This is a genomic window from Endozoicomonas sp. 2B-B (assembly GCF_053470045.1).
In genome coordinates this window covers 6445467-6461235 of record NZ_JBLZMU010000001.1, presented here as the reverse complement: position 1 = coordinate 6461235, position 15769 = coordinate 6445467, and the positions used below count along the sequence as shown (strand labels likewise).

13 protein-coding genes are annotated in these 15769 nt (G+C 49.1%); 4 read left to right on the top strand and 9 right to left on the bottom strand.

All coding sequences use genetic code 11. The annotated features are described in order from the left end of the window. Window positions 1–11: 11 nt before the first annotated feature. Both ACOMHB_RS22930 and ACOMHB_RS22925 read left to right on the top strand, forming a co-directional pair. On the top strand, window positions 12–1697 hold the full coding sequence (locus tag ACOMHB_RS22930; RefSeq protein WP_448218368.1) for a ShlB/FhaC/HecB family hemolysin secretion/activation protein: 1686 nt from the start codon (window positions 12–14) through the stop codon (window positions 1695–1697). Between the two features lie 329 nt (window positions 1698–2026). Beyond that, window positions 2027–2590, top strand: a complete 564-nt coding sequence (locus ACOMHB_RS22925; protein ID WP_448218367.1) for a hypothetical protein — start codon at window positions 2027–2029, stop codon at window positions 2588–2590. A 342-nt stretch (window positions 2591–2932) separates the two neighbouring features. Here ACOMHB_RS22925 and ACOMHB_RS22920 read toward each other — a convergent pair whose 3' ends face one another. The 6 genes from ACOMHB_RS22920 to ACOMHB_RS22895 form a co-directional block, all read right to left on the bottom strand. Continuing rightward, window positions 2933–4579, bottom strand: a complete 1647-nt coding sequence (locus ACOMHB_RS22920; RefSeq protein ID WP_422135452.1) for an ABC transporter ATP-binding protein — start codon at window positions 4577–4579, stop codon at window positions 2933–2935. A gap of 1 nt (window position 4580) precedes the next feature. Beyond that, entirely contained in the window at window positions 4581–5951 is a 1371-nt protein-coding gene (locus tag ACOMHB_RS22915; protein WP_448218366.1) for an ABC transporter permease, read from the bottom strand. A 10-nt stretch (window positions 5952–5961) separates the two neighbouring features. Beyond that, complete coding sequence (locus ACOMHB_RS22910) at window positions 5962–6939, bottom strand: ABC transporter permease (RefSeq protein WP_448218365.1); 978 nt, start codon at window positions 6937–6939, stop codon at window positions 5962–5964. Window positions 6940–6982: 43 nt separating this feature from the next. Beyond that, complete coding sequence (locus ACOMHB_RS22905) at window positions 6983–9154, bottom strand: ABC transporter substrate-binding protein (RefSeq protein ID WP_448218364.1); 2172 nt, start codon at window positions 9152–9154, stop codon at window positions 6983–6985. Window positions 9155–9219: 65 nt separating this feature from the next. Next, on the bottom strand, window positions 9220–10191 hold the full coding sequence (locus tag ACOMHB_RS22900) for an aldo/keto reductase (RefSeq protein WP_448218363.1): 972 nt from the start codon (window positions 10189–10191) through the stop codon (window positions 9220–9222). A gap of 114 nt (window positions 10192–10305) precedes the next feature. Continuing rightward, on the bottom strand, window positions 10306–10611 hold the full coding sequence (locus tag ACOMHB_RS22895; RefSeq protein ID WP_448218362.1) for a DUF1244 domain-containing protein: 306 nt from the start codon (window positions 10609–10611) through the stop codon (window positions 10306–10308). Between the two features lie 276 nt (window positions 10612–10887). Between ACOMHB_RS22895 and ACOMHB_RS22890 the strand changes: the two genes are divergently transcribed. Beyond that, window positions 10888–11109, top strand: a complete 222-nt coding sequence (locus ACOMHB_RS22890; protein WP_448218361.1) for a TA system antitoxin ParD family protein — start codon at window positions 10888–10890, stop codon at window positions 11107–11109. Beyond that, window positions 11102–11398, top strand: coding sequence for a type II toxin-antitoxin system RelE/ParE family toxin (locus tag ACOMHB_RS22885; protein ID WP_448218360.1), 297 nt, complete (start codon window positions 11102–11104; stop codon window positions 11396–11398). Before ACOMHB_RS22890 ends, ACOMHB_RS22885 begins: the two co-directional genes overlap by 8 nt. Window positions 11399–11522: 124 nt before the next feature. Here the strand turns inward: ACOMHB_RS22885 and ACOMHB_RS22880 are convergent, their stop codons facing one another. From ACOMHB_RS22880 to ACOMHB_RS22870, 3 genes are all read right to left on the bottom strand, one after another. Then, the gene (locus tag ACOMHB_RS22880; RefSeq protein ID WP_448218359.1) at window positions 11523–13739 is read right to left on the bottom strand and encodes a YgiQ family radical SAM protein; all 2217 of its coding nucleotides are present in this window, start codon (window positions 13737–13739) and stop codon (window positions 11523–11525) included. A gap of 179 nt (window positions 13740–13918) precedes the next feature. Further along, window positions 13919–15250, bottom strand: a complete 1332-nt coding sequence (locus tag ACOMHB_RS22875; RefSeq protein ID WP_448218358.1) for a hypothetical protein — start codon at window positions 15248–15250, stop codon at window positions 13919–13921. After that, complete coding sequence (locus ACOMHB_RS22870; protein ID WP_448218357.1) at window positions 15250–15744, bottom strand: SycD/LcrH family type III secretion system chaperone; 495 nt, start codon at window positions 15742–15744, stop codon at window positions 15250–15252. Before ACOMHB_RS22870 ends, ACOMHB_RS22875 begins: the two co-directional genes overlap by 1 nt. Between the last annotated feature and the right edge of the window lie 25 nt (window positions 15745–15769).

Below are 15769 nucleotides of genomic sequence, written 5' to 3'. Positions count from 1 at the left end.
AGTAGATGTACTTGGACGCGTATAACAAGAAAAATAATGCTTGCAGAAAGCGACTTTTCTCTAAATTCCATTTCTCGTTGAATGCAGCCGGGCTGGCTTTATGCAGTCTCTGGCTGCAATCAACGGTCACTTTGGCCACACAACTACCGCTGCCAGATCCTTCGGGAAATCTCAGCAGAGACATTGAGAAGCAGAAAGAGCGCCTGGTTGAGCCTGAACTGAGAAAAAAGACGCCAACTGTGAAGAAGGATCAGGAGCCGGAAGCGGTTCAGGAAAGCGGTGGTCCAATGCTTCTTTTGCAGGGCATTCGCTTCACAGAATCCAGACACCTGTCCCGAGAGGAATTGCAGTCGCTGGCGGAGCCCTGGCTGGGCAAAGAGGTCAATTATCAGGATCTGCAAACCCTGCTTGGAGCTGTCAATACACTCTACAAGAGCAAAGGCATTTACACAGCTGCTGCAGTGTTTCCGGAACAGAAAATAGAGAATGGGCTGGTCAGTATCAGACTGGTAGAAGGTCGCTTTGGTGAACTCGTTTTTGCTGGCGAAGTAGAAGAGGATGACAGAGAGTATTTTCAGAAGTGGATCAATACAGACTGGCAGAAAGACTCCATCGATGTCGAAGCGCTGGAGCGGGATATCCTGTTTTATAACCGGGTTCACGGCCAGAGATTGCAGTCAGAGCTTAAGGCCGGTCAGGCGTTTGGATTGACCGATGTCGTTGTTCAGATTCCTGAATCGGAAGAAGGAGCGTCGCTCTATTTTGATAACCACGGCACTGAAAACGCCGGAGAAGAGCAGTTGAGTCTGCTCTACCAGAAAACGTCGGTGTTCAGCCACGGCGACAAATTATTGGGCTATGGTCTGACGTCTGATGGACTCAAGTCATTCAGCGCCAGCTACAACCTGGTCTTGGGCGAAGAGGGCTGGAGACTGGGAGGCAGTTTCCAGTACACCGACAGCGAGCTCGAAATCACAACAGTTGATGTCGACGTTACAGGTGACACGACACGTTACACCCTGGATGCCAGTTACCTGTTCTGGTCCGACATTGATGGCTGGCTGAACCTGCTTTTTTCAGCCAGCAGTACCCGTTCGGAAAACGCTGTTGCGGATGAACCTTTGTCGAACTACCGTAATGATCAGCTGCAGTTCGGGCAGGAATTGAATCTGCTGGACGACAACTGGCAGGTTAATGGCCGACTGCTGTTCAGCAGACTGCGCAGCAAGTCCATTCTGAATGATGATGTGCGGTACCTGAGTTTGTTGAACCCGAGCCTGACACTGATCTACAACTTTGACTCGCCACTCTATGTGCTGTCTTCATGGGAGGCTCAGTGGGCCAGTGAAGCAACTCTGCCTTCGAGCCTTGGCTTTGCTCTCGGAGGGTTGTACAGCATTCGAGGCTATAACAACAGTGCTGTGACCGGCGACAAAGGCTGGCGTCAGCAGACAGAGCTGCACTACTCTGGCCTGTCCTATCGACAGAGCGCAATCGAACCTTTTGTCTTTCTTGATCATGGCGAGACAAGGATGCCCGGTTCCCACGAAAAACTCACCTCCGCTGGCCTGGGGACAAAAGTCTCTGCCGAATGGGGCGCTCTGGAAATCAGCGCCGCCCAGACGCTTGAGCCGGTGGGTGTCTCAGGGAATGACTTTCGGGTTTATGCGCGGTTTAGTCTGACCAGCTGGGATTGAGATGCTTTGATCATCAAACAGGTTGCCAGGACGCCTCCCTAAATAATAAGAGGGAGTCACAGTAAAAAAAGCAGTGATGGAAATGAGTATCTATACTTGAGCGTTGGGTTAATTCGGGAATCTGATAAAGCGAAGTACTTCTCTTTCTTCTGCTATCTGATTGACGACACGTTAGTGTCGAGTGAGCTGGTAAAAATCCGACTGGTGACGTTCGTTTGTTTTTCTACAGATGGATAAATGGTGACTGGAATTTTTTATGTGACCTTGGTCTGGTTAAAGCAGCTTCATGATATTCCCGGGTTATAATATCAGAAGAGGCTTTTTTAGTTATGAAAGTTTTAATGGCTATTCCTGTTGGTTTACTCCTTTCCGGTTTCCTGTCCACAGCATCGGCAGCAGAAGTGACATTCAGAGATGAAACGGTGGGGTTAGGCTATGGCTTTAGTGCAATAGCTGCAGGTTTTCAACATAATGCTTTTAGATATTTCAGGAAGGTGGGTGGCTTGAAGGCCACTTTGGACAGTTTTATTAAGTCTGGTGTTTATCTTCCCATCAGTACCAGTATCAGTCTCCAGAATGTGAACAATGACCTTCATCCCACTGATGCCAGGTATCCCAAGGGGACTGTGGCCTGGTCCCTTGATAGTCCCGATGTTTATAAGCCCACCTATACTTTCTCTGTTTTTGCAGGTGGCATATTTTATTATCCTGATGAGCAGCCGTATATGATTACACTGTCAGTGGATGGAAGGGATTACGGTCCAGTGAAAACAAACAGGGAGAGTAACTGGTCTCCCACTTGCTTTGAGAGAGTACCTTTCTCAGATAGCAGTGATGTGGTTATAACTCTGTCCCCGATAGCTCAAAACGAGCCTCAGAATAATGAACTTTGAGTCTCAAACATTCCGGACAGTTTTTCACTATCGGGTTCATTTCTTCAGGGTGTAGAGCCTGATTATCTTCACGGATGCATAACGAGCCAGAACCCTCGCAGCCTGTCGGACTTGAGCGTCCGTAGCGAGGATTGCAAGAAATTGAGGATAAAAATCTCTGTTTCTGAGGAGAATAGCGAGCTATTTGACGAAGAAACAGAGATTTTTAGACCAATTTATTGCAACCGCACGACTGCATGGATGCAGGAGCTAGAGCAACACAGGAGCAGTTGCCGAGTAGGACAGTCTTAAGTCCGACAGGCTGCTCGCCCATAACTAAGCGTGATGGGCGGGGAATGGCGCTTAACGCACTTCCGGAACAGCGCTGAGCAGCTTACGAGTGTAATCATGCTGAGGTCTGGTCATTACATCTTCGGTATGGCCCTGTTCGACGATTTTGCCTCCCTTCATCACCGCGACCCGGTGAGCGAGATGAGGAATGATTGAAAGATCGTGAGTTATAAACAGGTACGAGACTTGCAGCTCTCTTTGCAATTCCAGCAACAAATCCATGACTTCTGAGCGGATAGATACATCCAGTGCGCTGGTAGGTTCATCACAAATGATCAGGTCAGGTTCAACCGCAAGCGCCCGGGCGATGGCTATGCGCTGACGCTGACCACCAGAGAACTCGTGGGGATAGCGATAGCGGTGCTCAGGCTCCAGCTGGACCCTCTTTAAAAGCGATTCAACACGTTGCTCCCTTTCAGCTTTGCTCAGACCCATCTGCAGGCTAATCATACCTTCTTCGATAATGTCACCCACCGTCATACGTGGGTTCATGGAAGAATAAGGGCTTTGGAAGATGACCTGGATTTTTTTGCGAAGGGGCAACATTTCCCTGCGGGAAAGCGCGTGAATTTTCCGGTGGTTGTACCAGATCTCACCACCGGTCGCTTTTTCCAGGTTAAGAATGGCACGACCAGTGGTGGATTTGCCACAACCCGATTCGCCTACCAGGGCCAGCGTTTCACCTTTGGCGATGGAGAAGCTGATGCCATTAACCGCTTTGGTGTAATCGTGAACTCTCTGGAGGATTCCCTTACGAATGGGAAAGTGAACTTCCAGATTATCTACCTTCAACAAGGGAGTGGGATGGGTCTGAGGCCGGTAAGCGTCCATGTCAGGCAGGCTGTTAATCAGACGACGGCTGTATTCTTCACGAGGATTCTCAAAGAAATCATCACAGCTGCCTTCCTCAATGATCTCACCCTGATACATAACACCAACACGATCAGCGGTTTCACGAACTACGCCCATATCATGGGTAATCAACAATACCGCCAGGTCACGGCTAATGGTTAATGCTTTTACCAGCTCCAGAATCTGCTTCTGAATGGTGACATCCAGGGCGGTGGTGGGCTCATCCGCCAGCAGAATATCCGGCTCACAGGCCAGAGCCATAGCAATCATAACCCGCTGCTGCTGACCTCCGGACATCTGGTGGGGATACCAGTCTACACGTTTATCCGGGTCAGGAAGGCCGACTTCTTCAAACAGTTGGACAGTGCGTTTTCTGATCTCGTCACCGGTCAGATTGGTGTGTATTTTCAGGGTTTCTGCAATCTGGTCACCCACTTTTTGAACCGGATTCAAAGAGGTCAATGCATCCTGAAAGATCATGGCGATCTTTTTACCACGAACGGAGCCCATTTCCTGCTCGGTCAGGGCAAACAGGTTGGTATCATCTTGCCGGATTATTCCCTGAGTGATTTTCAGAGCATCGGGCAGCAGACGCATGATTGACAACGATGTTACCGACTTGCCACTGCCTGACTCGCCAACCAATGCAAAGACTTCACCCTTGTTCAGTTGGAAACTGACGCCTTTTAGAATCCGGGTATCGGGTTCATGTCTGAGGACAACATTAAGATTGGATACCTGCAGTGCCGGTTCTTTGCTCTCGGCCGTTTTGGCCATGTTCTCCCCTGAGGATTCTGTAATGCTCATATCAGGCAGCCTCCAAATGGGTTTTGGGGTTAAAGGCGTCACTGACGAGGTCCGAGAAAAGGTTGGCTGCCAGCACCAGAACAAACATCAGGGTAAAAGCGCCTGCAAGGTTCCACCAGACGGCGGGTACCCGACTGAGTTCTGCGCTGCCAGTGCTGATCATATTACCCCAGCTGTGCATTGAAGAGTCGACTCCCACACCGATGTAGGCAAGCACTGCCTCGGCCATTACCAGACCACTGAAGTCGAGAACAAATATGATCAGAATGATATGGGTAACATTGGGCAGAATGTGTTTGCTGATGATTCTGGCATGACTGACGCCGAAAGCATGGGCAGCCTGGACATAGTCAAGTTGACTGATTTTCAAGGTTTCCGCTCTGAGCAGACGACAGAGGGTGGCCCAGCTGGTGACTCCGAGAATAAAGCATAGGCCGATGAATTTGGCATCACCTTTTTCGAGTCCGGTACTAAAGTAATCAGGGTTCAGGTCAATCCATATCTGGAACAGCAGAGCGGAGGCTGCAATCAACAGAAGACCCGGAATAGAACTGAGAGTGGTATACAAATACTGAATAATGTCGTCTACCCAGCCTTTGAAATAACCAGCGGCTATTCCAAGGGAAATGGCAATAGGCATCATGATCAGAGTAGCCAGAGTGCCAATCAACATGGCGGTGCGAATACCTTTGAGGCATTTGTAGAGAACATCGTTACCTGCTTTATCTGTGCCCAGGATGTGATAAAGGCAGCCGATGTGAATCATCCAGGTGAGCAGGCAAATAATAATTGCCAGGGTTATATAGGCCGTTTTCCACGGGTAGATGCTGTTTTTACCTTTCATCCAATAGGCATGGGCAGCAATCAGAAGAGCGCTGAACAACAGGCCAGTGAGAAGCGCCTGAAATGATTGCAGGGCAATATCCACAAGCCTGTCATCAGAGGATTCCAGATGCTTACCTGCATGTTTCAAGCTGGCATAATCCCGGTAAGTATTGCCTTGTTCATCTTGCATATTTTCCTTGGAGTATGATTTCAGTGAGAAGGGGGCTGAATAGGTTTTTTCCTTGTCCTCCCCCATTTCGCCCAGCACCAGATCCAGAACACTGTTTATATGACTGGAGTAATAAACGTCACTTTTATGCTGACCTTCAAGAGGTTCGATCGCCTTGCGAAAATGCAGTGAATCCAGAACACCTATGACAATGTAGGTAAGAATAATCAGAAAGCAGGACATGCCCAGTCGGGAACGAAAAACTCTGCTCCAGCGTTCACGACTCTCGTTGTTGCGAATGATACTGACAATGAATGCGATCATGGCTGCCAGTAGGATAAACAGCAATGCATCACTCCATAAAATAACCGGTTTCATGGATGTTCTCCTAATTCAGCCTGACACGGGGATCGACCAGTGTGTATGAAATGTCAGTGGCAATCAGGCCTATGATGTAGAGTACTGAGCCAATAAACACCATTGTTCTGACAATGGCGAAGTCCTGGGATTTCAGGGCATCAATCATGTAACTGCCCAGGCCTGGGATGCCAAAGAAGGATTCCATCACCAGGCTGCCCATAAACAGCATTGGAATGACAATCACGATATTGGTCAGAATCGGGATCATGGTGTTGGGCAGAATGTGCCGGAACAGGACGCTGACTTCGCTTACCCCTTTTGCCCTGGCCGTGCGGGCGTAATCCTGATCCGCTTCCTCCAGGAACAGTGTCCGGTAGAGTCGTGCTCCGGCTCCGGTACCGGCAATGACACCAATAACAACCGGAAGAATCAGAAACCTGAAGGAACCCAGTCCGGGCTGGAAACCCGACACAGGCACCAGGTTCCACAAACGGGTGACCAGATACTGGCCACCAATGATGTAAAACAGGTAAGAGACAGACATCAAGCCAACAAAAGAGACCACAAACACTTTCTCAAGTCCGGTATTGCGGAACATAACCACTAAAAGGGCTATGCTGATATTGACCCAGAGTCCGATGAGCAGTGTTGGCAGGGCAAACATGACGCTGGGCCACACGCGCTGGGAAACATCGCTGGTAATATCCCGACCGCTCTCCGACCGTCCAAAGTCGAAGCTGAAGAGACTGATGGATTTGTTGAAAAAGATGGTTTCTGTCAGTGCTTTCAGACCTTCTTCTTCGTGATTGAAAAACAGTGGCTGGTGGTAGCCATTCGTCTCTTTCCAGAGTTCAATGGCTTCCTCGGTGACGTATTTATCCCCCAGCTGAGCTCGTGCCATATCGTCAGGGCTGTTCACCACAAAGAAGAGTAAAAAAGTAATCAGATTGACACCAATAAGAATAGGAATGGCGTAAATCAGTCGTCTGATAATATAAGCAAGCATGGTAGAACGTCCTTAAACCTGAAAATTATTCTTCAGCCTTTTATTAGCTGTCGGTATTTATGACCAGCTTCTGGCGTCGTCTATAGGCGCGAATAGCAGGGATAAACAAAGCGACAAAAACACCCATGCCTGCCACCAGAGGGACAAGATTGGGTTGGTTCCATTCAGCCCGTTTTTGTTTTCTCACTTCTGAATCGATCTTCAGGTATTTAAGGGTAGCCTTGGAGATGCCATGACGTTTGGTATTAGAAACCCACTGGTTATTCAGGTAATACTCTTTCGGGTATTCGCCAGTAAACCAGGGAGCATCAGCGCGAACCTGATCCAACATTTCGGCGATTAACCGATTTCGCTCAGGACCGGGCTGCATGGTCTTCATCTGCTTGTAAAGCGTGTTATAGCGAGGATTGTTATAGTTGGCATTGTTGTTGCCGTCACATTGACAGGCGACAGGGCTTTGAGGGCCATAGAGCAAGAACAGAAAATTCTCGGGATCAGGGTAATCGGCCAACCAGCCATAGGAGAACATTTGGTGGTTCCCTGTGCTCATTTTCTCTTTATAGCGATTCCAGTCTGTCGCTCTGAGTTCTAACTCTATGCCGAGTTTTTTGAGCTGGCGTTTTTGCCAGTCTTCACGGCTTTTGCTGGTGGCTTGGGCCTGGACATCCAGATAGAGCTTCAAAGGCTCACCTGTTTCAGCATCACGACCATTGGGGTAGCCCGCTTCAGCCAAAAGCTGTTTGGCGTATTCAAGGTCTTTGCGAACGGCCTTGCCATTTTTCCAGTCGTGGGTGAAGGGATTGATGCCTGCCTCTGCTTTCAGAGAACCTTCAATACCGGGAGGAATGGGCCCCATGAAAGGAATGGCGGAGCCGTTTCGGAATATTTCTATATATTCTTCAGAATTCCAGGCAATGGAGATGGCCTGACGCAGCTTTTGCTTTTTCGGGGAGTAACCACCCACCACATTGTCCAGCATATTGAAGCCCATGTAGTAGACCGCAGGCTTAACATCCTGGGACAGAGTGATCTGTCTGTCTTGCATTTCGTCGGTAAGCTCTACACCCTCGGGGCCGATGGTCAAGGCCTGGTCAAAGTTTTGGGTGACGTTGCCGTGGTTTTCTCCTGAGCGATCGTAATATCCCTGCAGGAATTTGGTCCACATAGGCAAAACTTCTTTGTCCAGGCTGAAAATGGCTTTATCTATGAAAGGTACCTTTGCTCCGGCATCAGCAAGCAACCCTGCCTCTTTATCACCGGGGGCTCCTTCAGTGGGATAAAAATCATCCCTGAAGTTAGGATTTCGTTCCAGAATGATTTCCCTGTTAGGGTCATTTCTGGTCATCATGTAGGCACCTGTGCCGACTGGATACCAGTCCAGAGTCAGGTTGTTGTCTTTGAACCCGGGGTTGTTATAGAAGCGATCCGCCTCCCAGGGGACAGGTGCAAAAAAGTGCATGGCCAGCCAGTAAGAAAACTGGGGGTAGATGCCTTTTATAGTAATAGAGAAAGTCCGCTCATCAACTCTTTCCAGTCCCCTCATTTTGAATTCACGAAGATCCAGCCACCCGTCTCTTTCAACAGTTTTTAATTCCTCGGTCACTTCACTCATGCCGTCTATATACTGAGCAAGGAAGCCAATTAAGGGTGCTTTATTGTGAGGGTCGGCAATCCTTTTGATCTGATAGAGAAAGTCGTCTGCGTCCAGCCCCCGAGTTGCTGTTTGACCAAAGTCGGAAAGAGCTTTGTAGTTTACGGTTTCACTTTCATCGTTAAAGAGATAGACGTAATCGCCTTTACCGTTTTTGGCGAACGCCGGGTGAGGCTGATAAACAATACCTTCCCTGAGGGTGATGGTGTATCGACTGAAGGCAATGTCAGGGCTATCAAAGGTGGTCTCCTCGTGGTTGGCGTTAAGAAAACGAACCTCTGGCATGGATTCAGCCACCAGAGGTTGCAGTTCATAAGGCCTTTTCAGAAAGTGATAACCAAGAGGAGGCTCGTAGATCTGGTCGATCAGCATACTTTCATCAGTGCTGTACGAAATAGCCGGATCAAAGTGCTGGGGTGGGAGTTGAAAATTGGTGTAGTAGACAGTCTGGTTTTGATGACCAGAACTTTCCTGATGAGGATTATTCCAGGGACCTGAACAGCCCGTCAGCTGAGTGGTAGCTATGAGTGTGGCAGCCAGATATCTGGTTGCTTTCTGGTTCATAATAACTTCATCCCCGTTTTCTAATAATTGTTCGTCGATGTCAGAGTTACTGAGTCATTTTCAAATCAAGGCAGAGACTGCCCTCTGGAGGCGATATAAAGCTTGTACCAGTCTTCCCTGCTTAGATGAACTTCCATCGCCTGAGAGCATGCACGAATACGATCTTTATCCGTTGTGCCAATCACAGGCTGGATGCTGGCCGGGTGCCTCATCAGCCAGGCCAGAGCAATGGCTTCTCCGGAAGTCTGATAGTCTTCAGCCATCTCGGCAACCTGTTTTGCAGTGGCCTGAACGGCCGCTGGTTCCTTACTGGTATCTTTTCCGATGAACAGTCCCTGATCCAGACAGCCCCAAGCCTGAAGCTGAACGTTATTTTTACGACAGTAATCAATCATTCCCGGCGTAAAGCCAGTGTCGGCACTCTCACTCATGGCGACCAGTATCCCGTCTTCCACAAAGTCACAACGGGCAAGACTCATGGGCAACTGGTTGACGATCAAAGGTTGTTCGATGCAGGAGTGAAGGTAGGCGATTTGATGCTGGTTCATATTGGAAACACCAAAGTGTCGTACTTTTCCGCTGTCGTATAAGCGAGTAAACGCTTCGGCGATTAAATCGGGTTCCATCAGCGGGTCAGGGCGATGCAGTAAAAGAATATCCAGATACTCTGTACCCAGCCTTTCGAGAATGCCATTGACACTGAACTCTATCCATTGGGGAGAAAGGTCGTATCGACCGGGGTTGTCGTCGTCGGCAAAGCGAATGCCACATTTGGACTGGATGATCAGGTCCTGGCGAAGTTTTGGCTCCGCTTTAATAACGTTGCTGAATGCCTGTTCTGCTTTGCCCATGGTATAGATATCAGCATGGTCAAAGAAGTTAATGCCACACTCCAGTGCTGTATTCACGGCATTATGGGCCAGAGTGTGGTCGTGATCGGAAATAGGATTATTGTTCCACTCACCTCCCAGGCCCATACAACCATAAATCAGTCGGCTGGCTTTAGGAATGTGAATCTGAAGCGGGAAACGATTCATACTCAGCTCCCTTCTTAAGGACTATTCGGACAGCTCAAGGCTGTTCGGAAAAACTCATGGCTGTGTTGGCATTACTATGGCTGTTTGTTGGGTATTCAGTCAGTATTCAGAGCACTACTTCTTTTGTCTGGCTTCAAAAGCGGCCAGCTGTTCCTCCGATGCGGGCTGCTGATGCTTTTCTTTCCATTGGGAATAGGGCATGCCATAGATACGTTCTCTGGCTTCATTGTCGGACACTTCAACACCCAGATCGTCAGCAGCCGTTTTGTACCACTTGCCCAAGCAGTTCCGACAAAAGTTCGCCAGAATCATCAGGTCAATATTCTGCACCTCTTTATTATCGTCGAGGTGCTTCAGCAGGTGGCGAAAAGTAGCTGCGTCGAGTTTGTCCTGAGTTTCCTGATCAATCTGTGTATTCATCACATCTTCCTTATAAGGTTGTCAGGCAGTGTAAGAAATTGTGGGTCAATAAAAAAGCCCCAGAATCTTCGGGGCTTTCTTCCCGATTATTGCTACCAGCTCCGGCACCATTGCAGCATTTCTAAGCTGCAAGATTGGCTTGGAATCAATCCCTGAATTAAACCACCAGAGGTAGCACACTTTTCGTGACTTCACGAAAAGGGTCAGGGCTTTTGACAGGCTTGATGCATATAACTATATTTGTAGCAATTTGATACAAAAAGTAGGATTTGAAACGTGCCAAGCACACCCTTACGACTGGATGAAGAGCTGGTGACCGCTGCAACCCTTGTTGGCAAGGTCAAAAAACGCTCGGCGGCAAAACAGGTGGAATATTGGGCCTGCCTCGGCAAGATTGCCAAGGAAAACCCTGATCTGCCCATTAATTTCATTGAAGATATTCTGGAAGCCGAAGAAGAGCGCAAACAGGGACTGGTCTCGGAGTACCGTTTTGGCTAAGGCAGAAACGATACTCCAGACAGCCCGGTTTGCAAGAGCCGTGAAAAAACTCAAGCCCAACCAGAAAGCGGATCTTGATACAGCTATCAGAGCCGTAGCCAATAATCCCGATATTGGCGATAAGAAGAAAGGCGTCCTGAGCCACCTCCAGGTTTATAAATTCAAAATGGCAAAACAATTGACCCTGCTGGCTTATTATTTTGACGACGGCAAGCTGGTACTGGAGCTGATCTCCTTTGGCTCCCATGAAAATTTCTACCGGAACCTTGAGCGGCATGAGCGCCAGTGATGCGGTTAAAAAAAATATTGGCTATATATTAGCAAATATTGGCAAGGCCACTTTTTGCCATCCCCATCAACCGAGCAAGGGTCAATAAAAAAGCCCCGAAGAATTCGGGGCTTTTTTTTAGGGGTTATCTGGACTTTTTATTAGCTGAAGGCTTTTTCCGGGCTACCGGCTTTTTGCGGGGTGCTCGGTTATCCCACTGACCACCACGGGCCTTCTGGAATTTTCCCGCAGGCTTTTTGTTGTGTGGTCGGCGGTTGTCTTTGCTCTGTTCTTCCGCAGGTACCAGTTGATTGGGGCCATCGCCAATCAGTTCGGAGCGGTTCATCTTTCTCAGGGCGTTACGGAGGACATCCCAGTTTCTGGAGTCGTGATAACGCAGGAAGGCTTTTTGCAGACGACGTTGTTCCAGCTCTTTGGGAATATAAAGTCTGTCACCCTTGTAATTAAGCTTCTTGAGCGGGTTACGACCGGAATAGTACATAGCCGTTGCCAGAGACATAGGCGACGGATAAAAGGTTTGTACCTGGTCGACACGGAATTTGTGACGTTTCAGCCAAAGCGACAGGTTCATCATATCTTCGTCTTCACAACCCGGGTGGGCGGCAATGAAGTAAGGAATAAGATACTGCTTTTTTCCGGCTTCTTTGGAGAATTTGTCGAACATTTTCTTGAAAGCGTCGTAGGTGCCCATGCCGGGTTTCATCATCAGGTCCAGAGTACCTTTCTCGGTATGCTCCGGCGCAATCTTCAGATACCCACCGACGTGGTGCGTGACCAGCTCACGGACGTATTCCGGATCTTCTACTGCCAGGTCATAACGAAGACCCGAAGCAATGGCGATTTTCTTGATGCCGGGAATGGCACGGGCTTTTCTGTACAGCTCTGTCGTTTGCTTGTGTGAGGTTTCCAGATTTTTGCAGATACCCGGGAACACACAGGAAAGACGGCGGCAACTGGCCTGAATCTCTGCACTCTTGCAGTTCAGGTGATACATGTTGGCGGTTGGGCCACCGAGGTCAGAAATCTGACCGGTAAAGCCAGGCACCTTGTCCCTGATCTCTTCCAGTTCCTGCAGGACGGATTCCTGGGAACGACTCTGGATGACCCGACCTTCGTGCTCGGTGATGGAGCAGAAGGTACAGCCACCAAAGCAGCCCCGCATGATATTCACGGACGTTTTGATCATGTCGTAGGCCGGAATTTTTACATCACCATAGGATGGGTGTGGCCTGCGCTGATAAGGCAGGGCAAAGACACCATCAATCTCCGGCGTTTCCAGAGGAATGGGAGGCGGGTTTACCCAGATTTCCCGGTTGCCATGTCTCTGCACCAGCACCCGGGCATTATGGGGGTTGGATTCCTGGTGCAGCACTCGGGAGGCATGGGCGTATAGCGCGGGATCTTTACGCACTTTTTCAAACGACGGCAGACGAATACAGCTTTTGCTGGTATCAAAGTCAGTCTTGCGGTGCAGCGGAAGTGGAACAATGCGGACAGGCTGAATATCCGGCTCCTGTCTTTTTTTGGATTCGCACTCTTCTTCTTGCACATATTCGTATGGGTTGGTGCCATAGGCTTCTTCCAGAGATCCCGGATCTCTTGGCCAGTCGATACGGGTAGAGTCTATTTCGGTCCAGCCTTCTGGTGTGCCAGGCTTAACGACAACCGTACCGCGAATATCATCCATATTTTTGATATTAACGCCCGCAGCCAGTTTGTCCGCCACCTCGGCCATGGCTCGCTCAGCGTTGCCATAGAGGAGGATATCTGCAGTGGAATCCATCAGAACAGAACGGCGCACTTCATTACTCCAGTAATCATACTGGGCAATCCTGCGAAGGCTGGCTTCAATACCGCCAATAACGACGGGCACATCGTTATAGGCTTCTTTACAACGCTGACTGTAAACAATCACCGAGCGATCAGGCCGTTTGCCCGGCTCTGCATCCGGTGTATAAGCATCGTCATTTCGAACTTTCAGGTCGGCGGTGTAGCGGTTGATCATAGAGTCCATGTTGCCACCGGTGACACCGTAAAACAGGTTGGGCTTACCCAGACGCATAAAGTCTGCTGTGTTGCTCCAATCTGGCTGGGCAATAATGCCCACCCTGAAGCCCTGGGATTCCAGGAAACGGCCAATGACTGCCATACCGAAGCTGGGGTGATCTACGTAAGCATCGCCTGTGACAATGATAATGTCGCAGGAATCCCAGCCTAACTCATCCATCTCTGCTCGGGTCATGGGGAGGTAAGGCGCTGTGCCATAGCATTCAGCCCAATACTTTGGGTAGGAAAACAGTTCCTTGGCAGGCAACGGTTGCTGCAGGGAGGAGTGACTCATGAATGTTCTGGTTTTATCTGCTCTTTCTGAAGGGGCACTATTTTTTCAAAAAATGCGTCGCTTTGATAGCACGAATTGCAGCCAGGGGATGAGATGAAACCGAAGTGATGTGGTGATAAACCATCCCTGCCTCGGTATGAACATCATTGATTCATGGCAAAGGCAGGGTGGTCAGGTACTTACACAGAGGTGAAGCGCTTGATCAGGCTCAGTTCACCGTCTGCATCCTTCATGGAAGAGAGCACCTCGTCAGGAACACCGGATATGTCATCGACAAACCTCTTAATATCCTTTGCCTCTGTAAGCTCTTTATCACCGGTTGACGCACTCATGCTGTCTCCGATACTGCTATCCAGTCCCTGAGAGCCCAGAATCTCTTCTGCCAGAGCAGGGTCTCCGCCTTGCAGTGCGTTGATAGCTGCCTCAAGCTTTTTCTTGGCTTCTTCCGATTCTGCCTGTTGCTGGAGAGTCTGGAGCAGAGCCTTTCTTCTCTCAAAGTGATCAAGACCTTCGCTGGCAATCTGAAGGCCTTCAGTGGCATCGCTCACTGGAGAGCCGGATTCATCAGAGACTTCTTTGCGTTTTTGGGTATCATCGGTTTTTGATGGGTGATTATCGGTTTGTTCAGAGGTGCCGATTTCCACCATGGAAGCTGGCATAAAGGGGCTTGCATGTTTGATAAAGCTTGCATTGGCCTCCCCGGTCTGCTGCAGCATAAAGTCGATTTCATTTTTAGAAAAGATACTTAGATGAGAGTTGTCTTTGCCGGGGTTGACCTCCCGGTCAATCATCAGTGCGGATTCCCACAGCATGACAGGCGGGAACAGGAAAGACAGGGCTTTCAGGAAAATATTTTCAGGCTTGGCTGTAGCCTCGGCACTGGCGCTGTTAACCTCTTCAATGTGTTCCCGGATACGCTCGATATTACTATCATGCCGCTGCTGAGCATCAAGGGAAGCCATCTCAATCTTGTTTTCAGCGTATTTAACCGAGCTGTCTTCCAGGCTGGCATTGATCTGAGCCAGTATTTCTTCGAGCTTGTCGGCGGTCAGTGTGCCCTCAATATGCTCCATTTGAAGTTGATCTACGGAATGACCAATGTGCTGCATGACCCGAGGAGAGGCTTCCACCACCCGTGACAGTTTGGCTTCGGTATCCAGAACAGTCTCACCTACCGCCATAGTCACTAACTCTGGTCGGCTAATGGTAATTGAGTTCGGGCTTTCACCAAACATGCCGCCAATCTCGCCTCGCAGTTTGGCTGTGGTTTGTTGGGTTAAATGCTTTTCAAGGTCATCCAGTTGGCCCGCATTCATTGAGTCGGGTTCTGGAATGGAAGGAGCCTCTGAACCACCGGGAGGCAGAACAACCTGATCTTCCCCGGTTCTGACTGATACCGAGTTCTTGTTTTCATAGCCCTGTGAGACAGGGTTAGTCTTCTCAATCTCTTTTAGAGCTTCTGCCTGCGTTGGGACTAAAATACCATCATTGCGATTAACTGAATCGACCATCAGGACAGCCCTCCCTTATCGTCCTCAAAGGTCTGGAGCAGATTCTCAACTCTTTTCAGCTCCAGATGATTAAACTGATGTTTTCTGGCATCTTTCAAGGCGCTTTTATAAATCACTTCAGCAATGCCTCTTTCCTTCAGAGCCAGGTAGCAATCAGCCATATAGACTTTGGCCAGTGGATTACTGATATCCATTCGCGCGGCGTATTCGAGGGTTTTAATGGCCTGACCGTAAGTTTTCAGCATCATCTGACAGGAACCCAGGCAAAGAAAGTTGCGGGCATTCCAGTGGTCATAAAAGCAGAGATATTGGAAGATTTTGGCAGCCTCTTCAAAATGACCATTCTGGTACTGGTTGTAGCCATGGGAATAAATGGACTCAAGGGCCTTCTCACTCATCTGGTTGGCTTCTGCCAGTGTTCCTCCAGTGAGCAGGTATTCGGTGATAGTGGCCAGTTCCTGACTGTGAGGGGCCTGAAAGATCTGTTTCGACATCGACGGCATCCTTGCTGGTATTTCA

What these genes read in the sequence shown, in the direction of transcription:
- ACOMHB_RS22925 (WP_448218367.1), top strand. Translation starts at nt 2,027, where the DNA reads ATGAAAGTTTTAATGGCTATTCCTGTTGGTTTACTCCTTTCCGGTTTC.
- ACOMHB_RS22920 (WP_422135452.1), bottom strand. Translation starts at nt 4,579, where the DNA reads ATGAGCATTACAGAATCCTCAGGGGAGAACATGGCCAAAACGGCCGAG.
- ACOMHB_RS22915 (WP_448218366.1), bottom strand. Translation starts at nt 5,951, where the DNA reads ATGAAACCGGTTATTTTATGGAGTGATGCATTGCTGTTTATCCTACTG.
- ACOMHB_RS22910 (WP_448218365.1), bottom strand. Translation starts at nt 6,939, where the DNA reads ATGCTTGCTTATATTATCAGACGACTGATTTACGCCATTCCTATTCTT.
- ACOMHB_RS22905 (WP_448218364.1), bottom strand. Translation starts at nt 9,154, where the DNA reads ATGAACCAGAAAGCAACCAGATATCTGGCTGCCACACTCATAGCTACC.
- ACOMHB_RS22900 (WP_448218363.1), bottom strand. Translation starts at nt 10,191, where the DNA reads ATGAATCGTTTCCCGCTTCAGATTCACATTCCTAAAGCCAGCCGACTG.
- ACOMHB_RS22895 (WP_448218362.1), bottom strand. Translation starts at nt 10,611, where the DNA reads ATGAATACACAGATTGATCAGGAAACTCAGGACAAACTCGACGCAGCT.
- ACOMHB_RS22880 (WP_448218359.1), bottom strand. Translation starts at nt 13,739, where the DNA reads ATGAGTCACTCCTCCCTGCAGCAACCGTTGCCTGCCAAGGAACTGTTT.
- ACOMHB_RS22875 (WP_448218358.1), bottom strand. Translation starts at nt 15,250, where the DNA reads ATGGTCGATTCAGTTAATCGCAATGATGGTATTTTAGTCCCAACGCAG.
- ACOMHB_RS22870 (WP_448218357.1), bottom strand. Translation starts at nt 15,744, where the DNA reads ATGTCGAAACAGATCTTTCAGGCCCCTCACAGTCAGGAACTGGCCACT.